This window comes from Aurantiacibacter marinus, assembly GCF_001021555.1.
GTDB lineage: Bacteria > Pseudomonadota > Alphaproteobacteria > Sphingomonadales > Sphingomonadaceae > Alteraurantiacibacter > Alteraurantiacibacter marinus.
The window spans coordinates 228086-240292 of sequence record NZ_LDCP01000004.1; the positions used below are offsets into that span (position 1 = coordinate 228086).

Consider the following 12207-nt stretch of genomic DNA (forward strand, 5'->3'; position numbering starts at 1 on the left):
CGACAGCTCCGCGTCTCTACGCCCTCGCCTTGCGCAAAGGCACGCATACACAAAAGCGCGATCCTACTCCGACGGCAGAACTGACGGTGATCTTGCCGTTCATGAGGCGAACCAGTTCTGCCACGATGGCAAGACCCAGGCCGGATCCACCGAACCGGCGCGTGGTCCCTTCATCGACTTGTTCGAAATTGTTGAAAATGCGCGCGATGTGGATGTCTTCGATGCCGATGCCGGTATCTTCGACTTCCATCTGAATCCGGCCTTCGTGCATTGATATCCGAAGGGCAATTTCACCCTTCTCGGTGAACTTGACGGCATTGCCCAGAAGATTGCCCAGCACCTGGCGCAGCCGCATTGCGTCGCCTTCCACCCATTGCGGAACGTCCGGCGCGATCCTGCAATGCACTGACAGGCCCTTTTCCATCGTGCGCGCTTCAAGCTGATCGATACTTTCCCGGCATAGCGCATGAAGATCGAACTTTTCTCGCTCCAGCCTGAGCGAACCCGCATCCATCCGCGCAAAATCGAGGATATCGTTGAGCAATTGCGTCATCGTCTCGCCAGATTTGCTTATCATCTCCACATAGCGGCGTTGATCGGTATCAAGCCGGGTCTGTTGCAGAACGTCGGCAAACCCGAGCACGCCGTTCATGGGTGTACGGATTTCATGGCTCATCTGCGCAAGGAACCGGCTTTTGGTTTCGGCCAGCTGGATCTGCCCGCGCAGAATGGCTGCAATCGGCAGGCCAACTGCAAAACTGCTGAGCAGGAATACCTGCAGCACCATGACCTTTTCGCCCAGTGTGCCATCGACAAGATTGATCGGCCCGCGACCGGCTGCAGTTGCGATAATCGCCACCACGGCAAGGTTGATGATCGCAACAGCATTTCCGACAGGACCGAGGCGCAAGGCATAAAGGATGACAATTGGCGCATCGAGAAACAGGAACGGATAATCCGACTGCCAGAAGGTGTACACGCTGATCAAAGTGCCCAGCGTGATGATCCCGATCGCTTCCACCAGCTTGTCGCGAGTCAATTGGCCGCGCGCATTCCAGCCTTCGATCAGGATGACAGAAGCCGGCACAAACAACAGCAGGCCCAGCGCATCCGATCTGGTCCATTTCCACCATTGCCACAGCCATTCCTGCAAATCTGCCGGCTGCAAAAATCCTTGGGCGGCTATGCCCGACACCGCCGAGGCGCCGATGGCTATGCCGGCAAAGGTCAGGATGTGCCGCGCATCCTGAAAGTTGATCGGATGGCAGCGCAGGCGCGCAAGCCCGTACAACACCGCCATCACTTCAATCTGGTTTGAAAGCGCCAGCCCCAAGGCCAAAAACCATCCATCGCCCGCGTTCAGATTTGCCATGATATTTGCCAGGAATGCCGCGAACAGCAGATAAACCAGCCGATCGGGCGGCGACCGCAACAAGGCCACCAGCAGCAGCGCATTGGGGAACCAGACCGCTGCGACACGTCCTTCTTCACGGGTAAAAGCTATCCCCAGCGACGCGAGCAGGCCAAAGCCTACCCCAACAACCAGCATCATGGTGATAATGGAGCCAGCTTTCATGAACAAAGGCGGCATTCCAGCATAACCGCCGGGATTCGCGGCCAATGCATGTTGAAAGGATTTCGGCATTGCTATGATCACCACGGGTTACGATTGCCCGCTGTTTCTACACACGCGGTCCCTGCGTATGGTCGACAAGGCCCTAGGCGTTGTTACCTAGTCGGGAATGGGTCCGGATTTGGTGGCGCAGGCGGAGGTGGCGGTGGCGCAGCTGGCGGGGCCGGGGGTGGTGGGGCATTTCTGTCCGGTGCGGGATATACCGGCGAAGGCATTTTGGATTCGGCGCGGCGCGCGGCGTCCATTGCGCGTTCGTCGGCGCGGCGTTCTGCCTCGTCCAGTTCGGGAGTCCAGCGCCGGAATATCCCGGTAACGCCGCGATAGCTGACTTCCAGCCGGTCTGCGGACACGAGTTGTAGTTCGGCGCGGTAATGGCCGATGGCATCGTAGGCCTGCAGTGCAGGTGTTTCTTCACAAGCTGCCATCGTGCTGGATATCATGCGTTCGCCGGTTTCAGGGTCGGGAGCGCCCGAGTAACCCCAATAATTGCAGCCATCACGCCCACCGCGGATTTCGCCATCTGCGACCGCGATGCTCATTCTTTCGGCTGCGACATCCAGCCCGCCGATCATGATGGCGCGCCATGTCCCGCGTTCAGGCCCGTCGAACCATGCGCGCCAGTCAACTCTCGGCCCGGCTACCGAAAACATGGCAGAGAAAAGTGCGATAAACAAAGCCGGGACGATGAGGCGCACCGTCCATTTCTCGAATGCACCGCCGCGGTTCGGGCGCGGCGGCCTAACCACGACGGATCTTCCTCAGCCCTTCCATTCGCGCCGTTCCTCGGCGGCTTTCAGCACTTCATAGGAAAGCTGCAACTTCTGGAATTCTTCCGCAGCCTCGGCATCGCCGGGCTTCACATCTGGATGGACCTTCTTGGCCCGCGCCCGCCACTCACGCTTGACCGCGGCGAAATCGGCATCGGCTTCCAGTTCCAAAACCTCCAGCGCGCGCATTTCATCCTTGGAACGCGATCCGTCGCCACTGCCGCCCCAGCCATAATGCTGCGCTTCGGCATAGCCGGCGTTTTCCGTCTGCTCGGCCTTGGCGCGATTAGCGGCCTCTTCCTTGTCGAGCCCTTCGAAATAATCCCAGCCCTTGTTATATTCCGCCGCGTGTCGCTGACAGAAGAACCACTTGTCGGGATTGTTGGGGCTTTTGGGGGCCGGGCAATCGCCCTTTTCATCGCAGCCGTGGCGGTCGCACAGGCGCACCTGCACAGCGTCACGCGCGTCCTCGTAGCCGCGCCAGCGCGGGAAACCCCAGTCGTTGGAACGCCGAGCACCGGCCATCAATCAGTCACCAAAAGATTTTGCATCTATTTCCTATAGGCAAACATTTGCTCGCCGTGAACCGGGAACAAAGTCCCGGGAACTTTCATCCTCTGGTCATCGTTACGGACCTATTGCTGCATTGCAGTATGCCTGCCGCTGCGTAATTGGACTTTCAATAAATACAGGATGATATTCGTGAGTAAGCAATTGGCTATTTCCGCATGTGCGTCCATCTTCGCGATGGCGGCCCTTGCTGTTTTCTCCGCTCCGCAAAGCGTGCCGGGATCACCATCCTACGCCGCGAATGAACAGGGCGCGGCGGTTGAAGCCGCCACGCCCCGTGCGGACCGGATTGCTCCGGCCCTGTTTGATTTTACACGCTGATCAGCGGCTGATCATTACCGTTACAGCACGGCGATTGCGTTCCCACGCAGCCTGGTTTGATCCGGTCGCAACCGGACGTTCCTCGCCATAACTTACCGTACGAAGGCGGTCTGAGGGCACACCAAGGCTGACGAGATAGTTCTTCGCCGCGTTGGCACGGCGTTCACCCAAAGCAAGGTTGTAATCGCGCGTGCCGCGTTCGTCGGCATGGCCTTCGACCGTCGCGCTGGAACCCGAATATTGGAGCATATATTCCGCCTGACGGCGCAGTGCGACGGCATCTTCACCGTCGATATTATACCGGTCGGTGTCGAAATAGATCGTATCCGCACCCATCATCGCAGAGGAAAAATGGCTTTGCGAACCCGGCTGCGGTCCCATGGGCGGTGCGGCAGTGGCAGTCGGCGTAGGCGTCGTCATGACATCCTGCGGCGGATCAGGCGTGATTTCCGGCGGCTGCCTGCTGCAAGCGCTGAGCGCGAGTGCGCTGGAAAGGGTGACGGCAATAACAATGCGATTCATTGTGTGGCTCTCCTTGAACCTGCGGTTGTAGCTAGGCGATTTTGCAACCCGTTGAGGAATTAACGCATTTACGGCAGAACCGGTCCCCAAGCCGGATCTGACGCACCGACCGGCGTACGCAGGCGGCGCTCGTTCTCTCCGGTCAGGTCAACCTGCCAGATCGATGTGTCGCCCGAATTACGCTCGGTACGGAAAAACTGGATGATGCGGCCATTGGGGGCCCAGCTTGGCCCCTCATCATGCCATGCGTTGGTCAGTGTTCGCATGTTCTGGCCTTGCGGGTTCATCACCGCAATGCGGAAGTCGCCTGCAATGTGCGTAAACGCAATCTGGTCTCCGCGCGGGCTCCATTCCGGCGTGGCGCAGCGCCCGCCGAAAAAGCTGATGCGGCGCTGGTTGGTGCCATCGGCATTCATGACATAACACTGCTGGCTGCCAGACTGGTCGCTTTCGAACACGATGCGGCTGCCATCAGGGGAATACGATCCGCCGACTTCGATGGAGGACCCGTCAGTCAACCGGATCGGCGTGCCGCCGCCCGAGGCAGAAACGCGGTAGATGTCGGTATTTCCGGCAACGGCCATGGAATACAGGATGCTCCGGCCGTCCGGGCTCCAACGCGGGGCAAAGGTCGGGCTGTTGCTCTCGGTCACCAGCGTTTGGCGTCCGCTGTCGATCTCATACACATAGATACGCGGATTCCCGTCGGTGTAGGAAAGATAGGCGATGCGCGAGTAATCGGGCGAGTAACGCGGCGTGAGCGCGGTCGATTGACCATTGGTGATGAAGCGGTGGTTGGCACCGTCACTGTCCATGATGGCAAGCCGCTTCACGCGGTTATCCTTGGGACCCGTCTCGGCGATATAGGCGATGCGGCTGTCGAAGAACGGGCTTTCCCCCGACAGGCGTGAATAGACCAGATCGGCGCAGCGATGCGCAGCGCGGCGCCATTCGGACGGGGCCACTACCCAGCCCTCTCGCACCAGCTCGCTTTGCAAGGCAACGTCATACAGATAACAGCCGACCGTCAGCCGGCCATCACCATTGGCGCGAACAAAACCGTGCACCAGCATTTCAGCAGAGCGCCCGCGCCACGTGTTCCATGCAGGGGCGGTGATCTGAGGATAGCTTGGTCTCGGCAAGGCATCGGGGCCAACCGGGCGAAACAGCCCGTTAAAGCGCAGATCGTTGTAAACGATGCGCGACAACTCGAGGCCCAGTGCCTCTGTACCGCTTGAATTGGCAGGTGTGGGGACATTTTCGTTGGTGGCGAAAGCCGCGATGGCAATGCCGAGATCCTGCCATGCGGAATCGTCGGTGACTGTGCCGCGCAGGGGGCCATCGTCAGGATCCTGAGCGGTCGCGGCTGCTGCGGCTTCCTGCTCGTCAAAGCGGGTAGGATCGAGATCGCTATTCTGTGCCGCCACCGGGGCGGACAGGAGCAGCATCAATGCGGCGAGAATTCCAGGGGTCTTCATCACAATCTCCGGTCGAAATCCCACTCGAGGTCGTCCCATCGGCTATAGAACTGTTCGGGCAAGTTGAAAGGCGCAGCAAGCTGAACCGCGCGAATTGCACGCTCGCAATGGAGCGGAGCCTGCGGCCGATTGGAATCGTTTACCCCGCTGAGGTTACGGCACGAGGGCCGTCCATTCAGGCTGCCATCGCGGTTGAGGCGCCAGTTTACGCGCGACACCAGCAGTTCAACATCAACCCCGGAAGGAGCTGTCCAGTGCGGACGCAGCTGGCGCGTAATTGCAGACGCCAGAGCTGCGCGCTCGGTCGTTCCGAAAGTCGCAGCAGGTGTACCAGTATTGCCATCGGTGGCACCCATACCTTCAACGAAGTCCGCCCCCAGACGGCTGCCGCCGGCCCGCCGTGTGGCGGTGGGTGTTGGTGCAGGCCGCGAAGATGCGCGGGCCGTCGGCGTGGGCGCCGGAGTGGGCCGAGACGTAGCGCGCGTGGTCGGGCGCGGAGTGGGCCGGGATGTCGGCGCGGTGGTCGGCTGCGTGGTCGGCACGGGTCGTGGTTCTACCGGCGGGGCGGTCACAGGCTCTTGCGGAGCCTGGGGTATATCGGTGATGACAGGGGCGAAGCTGGCGGCGGGTTCTGCGGATGGATCAGGCGCGGTGGATTCAAGGCTGACTTCTGTCGCAAGGCTTACCGTGATCCGTTCCGGGTGCACAAGCGGGGGCGCATCACGCGTAGCATGCCAGGCCAACGCTGCCGCGAGCGCCACATGGGCAACAAGCGCGACGCCAATGCCGACGCTTTCTTCCGTGGAGAGACGAGCCATTTCTGCCATATTATTCGGTGAAGCTAGCCTCTTCGGCTGAACCCTCACTGACTAGACCTTTTTCAGGATCTTGTGTCGGCGCCGGGGCCACAACAGGCTCCGCAGCAGGCGACGTGATCAGCGAAATCCTGGTGAAACCTGCGCGGTTCAGCTCCCCCATCACCGCCATGGCGCGGCCCCAGTCGATATCGCGGTCAGCGCGAAGATTGATCAAGGGTTGCTCTGCGCCCTCTGGCCCCATCAGCGCTTCCAGAGCTTGCGGCAAACCACCGGTTTCAACCCGTGCATCGTCGATATAGACAAAGCCTTCGCGGTCCACTGCAACGGTGATCTGATCAGGTTCCTGATCGACAGGATTCGCGCGGCTTTCTGGCAATTCCACCGGCACACCGCTCGCCAGAAGGGGCGCAGTGACCATGAATATAATAAGCAGCACCAGCATCACGTCCACGAAAGGCGTGACGTTGATTTCGGCCATCGGTGCCCGGCGTGAACCGTGCCGCCGCGATCGCCTGCCTCCTGCCATTCCCATGGCCATCAGACGTTTCCTTTATTGGAGGCGGCACCAGTCCGCTGCCCCGCCAAGCCACCCGATAGGGTGTCAGCGAAAAGATCAGGCGTTTGCGCGGGACAGCGGGCGGAAACTGTAACCATCACACGCCTTCCATTTCGCGGCTGATCTGCGCGTGAACACGGTCGGAGAAACGGGTGAGCCGCGCCTCAAAACCGTTCACGGTGCCCGACAGGCGGTTGTAGGCGATAACTGCCGGGATAGCGGCGAACAGGCCGATTGCAGTCGCAAACAGCGCCTCTGCAATGCCGGGTGCGACCACGGCGAGCGATGAATTTTGCTGGAGGCCGATCTGGAAGAAACTGTTCATGATGCCCCAGACAGTGCCGAACAAGCCCACAAACGGCGCAACAGAGCCCACTGTGGCAAGGAAATTCAGCCGGTCTGCCAGACTGTCCGATTCCAGCGCGACCTGACCTTCCATCGCCTGCGCAACGCGCGCACGCGCGGCTTCCTTATCCTTTAAGCCGGATTTGTGACTGCGGCGAAATTCCGCGATTCCCGATGCCGCAACGCGGGCTGAAGGGTTATCTTTGCGGCGGCGCCCGTCAAGCAGGCCATCGACATCGGTATTGGTCCAGAATTCGTCCTCGAACGCTCCGCTTTTGCGCCGCAGGTTGCTCATGCGCAGAGTGAAGCCGACGATGATCGCCCAGACCCACACGGATGCGAGAACAAGGCCCAGGATGACAGCTTGAACAACAATGTCGGCAGCCATGAACAGTTCGATCGGGTCGAGCCTGGTCGGGGCCATAGCGGTTCCGGCGGCAAGTGTTTGCAAAATGCTCATTCAGGGTCTTTCTGGGTAAAGGTCGCAAAGGCAGCGCGCCATGCGTCTGGCTGGCGTTTTGGACGGCCATCGGCTGACAGGAATGCTGCGGTAATCTCTATTTCTGCAAGCAGTTCTTCCGCGCGGAAAATGCGCTGGATCATATGGGCGCTGGCGGCGCGCACCTGCGTGCAGCGCGTTTCCACCGTAAGAACATCGTCAAACTTCGCCGGACGGCGCCATTTGATGTTGGCTTCGGACACGGCATAAAATCCCTCGCCCGCTTCGAATGCAGCGCGCTGGTCTATGCCGAGCACACGCAAGATATCGCTGCGCGCACGCTCGCACCATTTAAGATAATTGGCGTGATAGGCGATGCCGGACAGGTCGGTATCCTCAAAAAAGACGCGCACCGGATAAAGGTGACGCGACCCTTCGATAACTCCCGAGGGTGGCTGCATTTGCTCAGTCATTTGTGAACGGATGCTTACAAGCGTAAGCGCAGCGACAAAAGAGGGTTAATCGCCCAGTCGAGTCATTAATGCGGCAGGTAGCGGCTGCTGGCTGCGGCATTACCGCGCCAACATCGGCCCCAGCGGTCCGCCGCCGAACAGATGCACGTGCAAATGCGGCACTTCCTGCCCGCCGTTGCGCCCGATATTGCTCAACAGACGATAGCCGCGCACCACCAGCCCCTTGTCGCGTGCGACATGGCCGACCGCACGGACAAAGCCGGCGATTTCGTCGGCGGAGGCATTGGCGGAAAAATCGTCCCAGCTGACATATGCGCCCCTGGGGATCACCAGAATATGCACATCGGCCTGCGGGTTGATGTCGTGAAAGGCGAGCGCGTGATCGTCTTCATAGACCGTGTTCGCAGGGATTTCCCCGCGCAGGATTTTCGCGAAGATATTTTCGGAATCGTAGGGAGCAACCGGGTCGACAGCCATCATTCTTGTGTCCTTGCAGCTTTTTCAACGATACCGGACACGCCTTCGCGCCGGTCCAGTTCGGCCAGCACATCGGCCAGCGCAATGTCTTTCGCGCCCAGCAATACCAGCAAGTGGAAAATAAGGTCGGCGGCTTCTCCGGTCAGGTCCGCAGCTTCACCAGCCAGAGCGGCGATCACGACTTCGGTCGCCTCCTCGCCCACTTTCTGGGCGATGGCGGGAAGGCCCTTCGCATGGAGCTTCGCTACATAGCTGGTTTCGGGGGAGGCGGCGCGGCGCTGCGCGATCACCTCTTCAAGGCGGGAGAGTGTATCCATTGGCCAGCGCAATGCGCGAACCTGCGGCAGCGCGTCAAGCCGAATGAGAGGTCCTGCGGTTCTATCTAATCGTCCCGGTCCGCTTTGCGCATGGACAGGCGGCGGCCCACGATTACTCCAATCACGCCAAGCGCGAACAGCGTGGCGCTCGATCCTTCAGGGATCTGCGCAGCAGTAGAGGCGGAGGCCGATACCGGCGCAGCGGCAAATGCCATTATGGCGAGGAAAGAAATTCGGTAAATCATGAAGGGGCGAATTCGGCGCTTTTGCCGCATTGCACAAGAACCTAGCGCAGCCTGTCCCGCAGCGGGACCGGGGGTCTGCACAGGTGTAAAGGATTGTATCATACAGCGCGTCCGGCGGGCTGATGGCTTTCCCCTGATTCGCCTTTTGTTTCAGGTACTTCTGGCGGGTAGTCCGGCTGCGCGCAGGGCCGCATGGGCCTCTGCAATGGTGTATGTGCCAAAATGAAATATGCTGGCGGCCAACACAGCGCTCGCGTGGCCCTTGGTCACGCCGTCCACGAGATGCTGCAAGTTGCCCACTCCGCCGCTTGCGACAACGGGAATGGAAACGGCGTCGGCGATGGCACGGGTGAGCTCCAGATCATATCCGGCCTGAGTTCCGTCACCGTCCATGCTGGTAACAAGCAGTTCGCCAGCGCCCAGCTCTGCCAGTTTGACTGCGTGTTCCAGCGCGTCGATCCCTGTTTCACGCCGCCCGCCGTGGGTGAAAATTTCCCACCGGCCCGGTGCCACCTTGCGCGCATCAACGGATGCGACCGCGCATTGGCTGCCCATACGGTCCGCAATGTCAGCCATGATTTCCGGGCGTTTCACGGCGGCGGAATTCACCGCGACCTTGTCCGCGCCGGCCAGCAGCAGGGCCCGCGCGTCCTCTACGCTGGAAACACCGCCGCCGACGGTCAGCGGCATGAAGCACACTTCCGCCGTCCGTCGCACTATATCGAGCAGCGTCCCGCGCCCTTCATGGGTGGCGGAAATGTCCAGAAAACAAAGCTCGTCCGCGCCCGCTTCGCTATAGGCTTGCGCCTGCTCTACCGGATCGCCTGCGTCCTTCAAATCGACGAAATTAACGCCCTTCACCACGCGACCATCGGCAACGTCGAGACAAGGGATGACGCGGATACGGACGGTCATCTGATAACTGCCGATATGTAATATGCCCCGACAAGCATGACAAAAGCGACCAGCAGAACATTTGCAACCAGCGCGATTGTGTAGCTGCGGGGGCTGTCTGCCCGGTTGATATGATGCATCGGGGTGACACGTACCTTACCGGCCTTCGCATCAAGCCACAAGAATATGGCTTGGATTGTTCCGATTATCGGAAGGCCCAGCGCAAACAGCAGATCAATCTGGTATTGGCTCACCGGTTGGCCATCGCAATCGCAGTCGCCAGATCCAGCCTGCCTTCATACAGCGCACGGCCCGTAATCACGCCTTCAATGCCCTGATCAGCCTGAAGCGCCAGCATGTGGATGTCGTCCAGCCCCTTGACGCCGCCGCTGGCGATCACGGGAATATCAACGCTGCGCGCCAATTCCACCGTCGCATCCACGTTGCAACCTTTCAGCAGGCCGTCGCGGCCAATATCGGTAAACAGCAGGCTGGCAACGCCTGCATCCTCGAACCGGCGGGCCATATCGCGCACCGGCACGTCGGAAACTTCGGCCCAGCCCTCCGTCGCGACCATGCCGTCGCGCGCGTCCACGGCAACGACGATGCCGCCTTCCCATTCGCGGGCCATGTCTTTCACGAATTCGGGGTTTTTCAGCGCGGCGGAGCCCATCACGATGCGCGCCACGCCCAGATTGAACCAACCTTCCACGCCAGCCGCATCGCGGATGCCGCCGCCAAGCTGCACGTATCCCGGAAACGCTTCGACTATGGCCTCCACCGCGGCGCGGTTTTCCGTGCGGCCCGCAAAGCTGCCGTCCAGATCGACCACGTGGAGATGTTCCGCGCCGGCTTCTGCAAAAAGCATGGCCTGCGCGGCGGGATCGTCTCCGTACACCGTGGCGCGGTCCATATCGCCTTCGGCAAGGCGCACCACTTCACCGGCCTTAAGATCAATGGCTGGAAATACGATCATTGCGGTTTCCATTCGAGAAAGCGGCGGAGCAAATCCAGGCCGTAGCTCTGGCTTTTTTCCGGATGAAATTGCACCCCCAGAATATTGTCGCGCGCAACCGCCGCCACAAGGCCGCCGCCGTGATCTGTCATCGCGGCGATATCATGGCCTTCTTCGGGCAGGAAATGGTAGGAGTGGAGGAAATAGGCCTCGCCTTCCTCCAGCAGATCATGATCGGCATGATGCGGTTTGAGGGCGACATCGTTCCAGCCCATGTGCGGCACTTTGATGTGCGGATCGGTGCGCTCTATGCGCGTCACATCGCCTGCGATCCAGCCGAGGCCCGGACATTCCCCATGCTCCAGCCCGCGGGTCGCAAGCAATTGCATACCCACACAAATGCCGAGGAACGGGACGCCGTCCTGAAGTACGCGCTTTTCCAGCGCCTCGACCATGCCCGGGATGCCGGTCAGCCCTTCATAGCAGGCGCGAAAGCTGCCGACACCGGGCAACACGATCCGCCGTGCACCGCGCACGAGTGCGGGATCGGCAGTAACAGTGACATGCTCCGCACCGGCTGCTTTCAGCGCATTATGGACAGAGTGGAGATTGCCAGCGCCGAAGTCGATCAAGGCGATGGCCTCAGACATGTTTGTTTTGCGCACGCCCATCCGGGCGCGCAGTCCTCACTATGCGTGCAGACAAGCTGCCCCCGTTGCGGGCGGGCGGTCGCCCTTGTCGCTGTTTACCAGCGGATTCGATTTCGTTAGCCACCGAGCTGGCCTTTCGTCGACGGCACAGCATTTCCCTTGCGCGCATCCAGTTCCACTGCCTGCCGCATGGCGCGGGCAAAGCCCTTGTAGATACTTTCGCAGATGTGATGATTGTTGGTGCCGTACAGCTGCTGGATGTGCAGCGTAAGACCCGCCGTTTGCGATACGGAATGGAACCAGTGCTCGATCAGCTCTGTGTCCCATTCACCCAGCTTTTCCTGCGTAAAGCGGGCTTTCCACACCATGTAGGGCCGTCCGGAAATATCGACCACAACGCGGCTCAGCGTCTCGTCCATCGGCGAATGCGCCTCGCCGTACCGGCCAATCCCGCCCTTGTCGCCCAGCGCCTCTGCCAGAGCTTGCCCCAGCGCGAGCGCCGAATCTTCGGTCGTGTGGTGCTGGTCGATATGCAGATCGCCGTCCACTTTCATTGTGACGTCGATCAGCGAATGGCGGCTGAACTGTTCCACCATATGATCGAGAAATCCGATCCCGGTGTGAATGTCATAAGTGCCCGTCCCATCGAGATTTACCTCGACGTGGATATCGGTTTCCTTCGTTTTGCGCTGTATTTTGCCTGTTCGCATGGGAAGCAGCCTATAAACCGCCCGGCGTCATGCGCAA

General features: G+C 60.3%; 18 protein-coding genes. 1 reads left to right on the forward strand and 17 read right to left on the reverse strand.

The genetic code is table 11. The features are described from left to right. Positions 1 to 16: 16 nt before the first annotated feature. From AB731_RS13055 to AB731_RS13065, 3 genes are all read right to left on the reverse strand, one after another. Complete coding sequence (locus tag AB731_RS13055) at positions 17 to 1591, reverse strand: sensor histidine kinase (protein ID WP_162199490.1); 1575 nt, start codon at positions 1589 to 1591, stop codon at positions 17 to 19. 137 nt (positions 1592 to 1728) lie between these two features. Beyond that, positions 1729 to 2379 carry an META domain-containing protein gene (locus AB731_RS14030; protein WP_047094459.1) on the reverse strand — a complete coding sequence of 217 codons (651 nt, stop codon included), beginning with the start codon at positions 2377 to 2379 and terminating at the stop codon, positions 1729 to 1731. Between the two features lie 12 nt (positions 2380 to 2391). Further along, entirely contained in the window at positions 2392 to 2925 is a 534-nt protein-coding gene (locus tag AB731_RS13065) for a J domain-containing protein (RefSeq protein ID WP_047094460.1), read from the reverse strand. A 177-nt stretch (positions 2926 to 3102) separates the two neighbouring features. Between AB731_RS13065 and AB731_RS14035 the strand changes: the two genes are divergently transcribed. Then, positions 3103 to 3291, forward strand: coding sequence for a hypothetical protein (locus AB731_RS14035; protein WP_156167469.1), 189 nt, complete (start codon positions 3103 to 3105; stop codon positions 3289 to 3291). Here the strand turns inward: AB731_RS14035 and pal are convergent, their stop codons facing one another. The 14 genes from pal to hisB form a co-directional block, all read right to left on the reverse strand. Next, the gene (pal, locus tag AB731_RS13070; RefSeq protein ID WP_047094461.1) at positions 3292 to 3813 is read right to left on the reverse strand and encodes a peptidoglycan-associated lipoprotein Pal; all 522 of its coding nucleotides are present in this window, start codon (positions 3811 to 3813) and stop codon (positions 3292 to 3294) included. A gap of 68 nt (positions 3814 to 3881) precedes the next feature. After that, positions 3882 to 5291 (reverse strand): Tol-Pal system beta propeller repeat protein TolB, encoded by a 1410-nt coding sequence (tolB, locus tag AB731_RS13075; RefSeq protein WP_047094462.1) that lies wholly within the window; start codon positions 5289 to 5291, stop codon positions 3882 to 3884. Then, positions 5291 to 6109: a cell envelope integrity protein TolA gene (locus AB731_RS13080; protein ID WP_082126504.1), complete on the reverse strand. Its 819-nt coding sequence runs from the start codon at positions 6107 to 6109 to the stop codon at positions 5291 to 5293. The genes tolB and AB731_RS13080 overlap by 1 nt, the downstream gene beginning before the upstream one ends. A gap of 10 nt (positions 6110 to 6119) precedes the next feature. Continuing rightward, a complete protein-coding gene (locus AB731_RS13085) occupies positions 6120 to 6647 on the reverse strand; it encodes an ExbD/TolR family protein (protein ID WP_047094464.1) in 528 nt (175 codons plus the stop codon). Between the two features lie 115 nt (positions 6648 to 6762). Further along, positions 6763 to 7470 carry a protein TolQ gene (gene tolQ / locus AB731_RS13090; RefSeq protein WP_047094465.1) on the reverse strand — a complete coding sequence of 236 codons (708 nt, stop codon included), beginning with the start codon at positions 7468 to 7470 and terminating at the stop codon, positions 6763 to 6765. Further along, entirely contained in the window at positions 7467 to 7922 is a 456-nt protein-coding gene (locus tag AB731_RS13095) for a YbgC/FadM family acyl-CoA thioesterase (RefSeq protein ID WP_047094466.1), read from the reverse strand. Before AB731_RS13095 ends, tolQ begins: the two co-directional genes overlap by 4 nt. 99 nt (positions 7923 to 8021) lie before the next feature. Then, positions 8022 to 8399, reverse strand: a complete 378-nt coding sequence (locus AB731_RS13100; RefSeq protein ID WP_047094568.1) for a histidine triad nucleotide-binding protein — start codon at positions 8397 to 8399, stop codon at positions 8022 to 8024. Next, entirely contained in the window at positions 8399 to 8716 is a 318-nt protein-coding gene (locus tag AB731_RS13105; RefSeq protein WP_047094467.1) for a phosphoribosyl-ATP diphosphatase, read from the reverse strand. The genes AB731_RS13100 and AB731_RS13105 overlap by 1 nt, the downstream gene beginning before the upstream one ends. Before the next feature lie 65 nt (positions 8717 to 8781). Continuing rightward, positions 8782 to 8961: a hypothetical protein gene (locus AB731_RS14040; protein WP_047094468.1), complete on the reverse strand. Its 180-nt coding sequence runs from the start codon at positions 8959 to 8961 to the stop codon at positions 8782 to 8784. A 150-nt stretch (positions 8962 to 9111) separates the two neighbouring features. Continuing rightward, positions 9112 to 9876, reverse strand: a complete 765-nt coding sequence (gene hisF / locus AB731_RS13110) for an imidazole glycerol phosphate synthase subunit HisF (RefSeq protein ID WP_047094469.1) — start codon at positions 9874 to 9876, stop codon at positions 9112 to 9114. Then, positions 9873 to 10109 (reverse strand): hypothetical protein, encoded by a 237-nt coding sequence (locus AB731_RS13115; RefSeq protein WP_047094470.1) that lies wholly within the window; start codon positions 10107 to 10109, stop codon positions 9873 to 9875. Before AB731_RS13115 ends, hisF begins: the two co-directional genes overlap by 4 nt. Beyond that, positions 10106 to 10831, reverse strand: coding sequence for a 1-(5-phosphoribosyl)-5-[(5-phosphoribosylamino)methylideneamino]imidazole-4-carboxamide isomerase (gene hisA, locus AB731_RS13120; protein ID WP_047094569.1), 726 nt, complete (start codon positions 10829 to 10831; stop codon positions 10106 to 10108). Before hisA ends, AB731_RS13115 begins: the two co-directional genes overlap by 4 nt. Continuing rightward, entirely contained in the window at positions 10828 to 11460 is a 633-nt protein-coding gene (gene hisH / locus AB731_RS13125) for an imidazole glycerol phosphate synthase subunit HisH (protein ID WP_047094570.1), read from the reverse strand. Before hisH ends, hisA begins: the two co-directional genes overlap by 4 nt. A gap of 116 nt (positions 11461 to 11576) precedes the next feature. Beyond that, a complete protein-coding gene (hisB, locus tag AB731_RS13130) occupies positions 11577 to 12170 on the reverse strand; it encodes an imidazoleglycerol-phosphate dehydratase HisB (RefSeq protein ID WP_047094471.1) in 594 nt (197 codons plus the stop codon). Positions 12171 to 12207: the final 37 nt, after the last annotated feature.

What these genes read in the sequence shown, in the direction of transcription:
- pal (WP_047094461.1), bottom strand. Translation starts at nt 3,813, where the DNA reads ATGAATCGCATTGTTATTGCCGTCACCCTTTCCAGCGCACTCGCGCTC.
- AB731_RS14040 (WP_047094468.1), bottom strand. Translation starts at nt 8,961, where the DNA reads ATGATTTACCGAATTTCTTTCCTCGCCATAATGGCATTTGCCGCTGCG.
- AB731_RS13065 (WP_047094460.1), bottom strand. Translation starts at nt 2,925, where the DNA reads ATGGCCGGTGCTCGGCGTTCCAACGACTGGGGTTTCCCGCGCTGGCGC.
- hisF (WP_047094469.1), bottom strand. Translation starts at nt 9,876, where the DNA reads ATGACCGTCCGTATCCGCGTCATCCCTTGTCTCGACGTTGCCGATGGT.
- tolQ (WP_047094465.1), bottom strand. Translation starts at nt 7,470, where the DNA reads ATGAGCATTTTGCAAACACTTGCCGCCGGAACCGCTATGGCCCCGACC.
- AB731_RS13100 (WP_047094568.1), bottom strand. Translation starts at nt 8,399, where the DNA reads ATGGCTGTCGACCCGGTTGCTCCCTACGATTCCGAAAATATCTTCGCG.
- hisA (WP_047094569.1), bottom strand. Translation starts at nt 10,831, where the DNA reads ATGATCGTATTTCCAGCCATTGATCTTAAGGCCGGTGAAGTGGTGCGC.
- hisB (WP_047094471.1), bottom strand. Translation starts at nt 12,170, where the DNA reads ATGCGAACAGGCAAAATACAGCGCAAAACGAAGGAAACCGATATCCAC.
- AB731_RS13105 (WP_047094467.1), bottom strand. Translation starts at nt 8,716, where the DNA reads ATGGATACACTCTCCCGCCTTGAAGAGGTGATCGCGCAGCGCCGCGCC.
- AB731_RS13085 (WP_047094464.1), bottom strand. Translation starts at nt 6,647, where the DNA reads ATGGCCATGGGAATGGCAGGAGGCAGGCGATCGCGGCGGCACGGTTCA.
- AB731_RS13055 (WP_162199490.1), bottom strand. Translation starts at nt 1,591, where the DNA reads ATGCCGCCTTTGTTCATGAAAGCTGGCTCCATTATCACCATGATGCTG.
- tolB (WP_047094462.1), bottom strand. Translation starts at nt 5,291, where the DNA reads ATGAAGACCCCTGGAATTCTCGCCGCATTGATGCTGCTCCTGTCCGCC.
- hisH (WP_047094570.1), bottom strand. Translation starts at nt 11,460, where the DNA reads ATGTCTGAGGCCATCGCCTTGATCGACTTCGGCGCTGGCAATCTCCAC.
- AB731_RS13095 (WP_047094466.1), bottom strand. Translation starts at nt 7,922, where the DNA reads ATGACTGAGCAAATGCAGCCACCCTCGGGAGTTATCGAAGGGTCGCGT.
- AB731_RS13080 (WP_082126504.1), bottom strand. Translation starts at nt 6,109, where the DNA reads ATGGCTCGTCTCTCCACGGAAGAAAGCGTCGGCATTGGCGTCGCGCTT.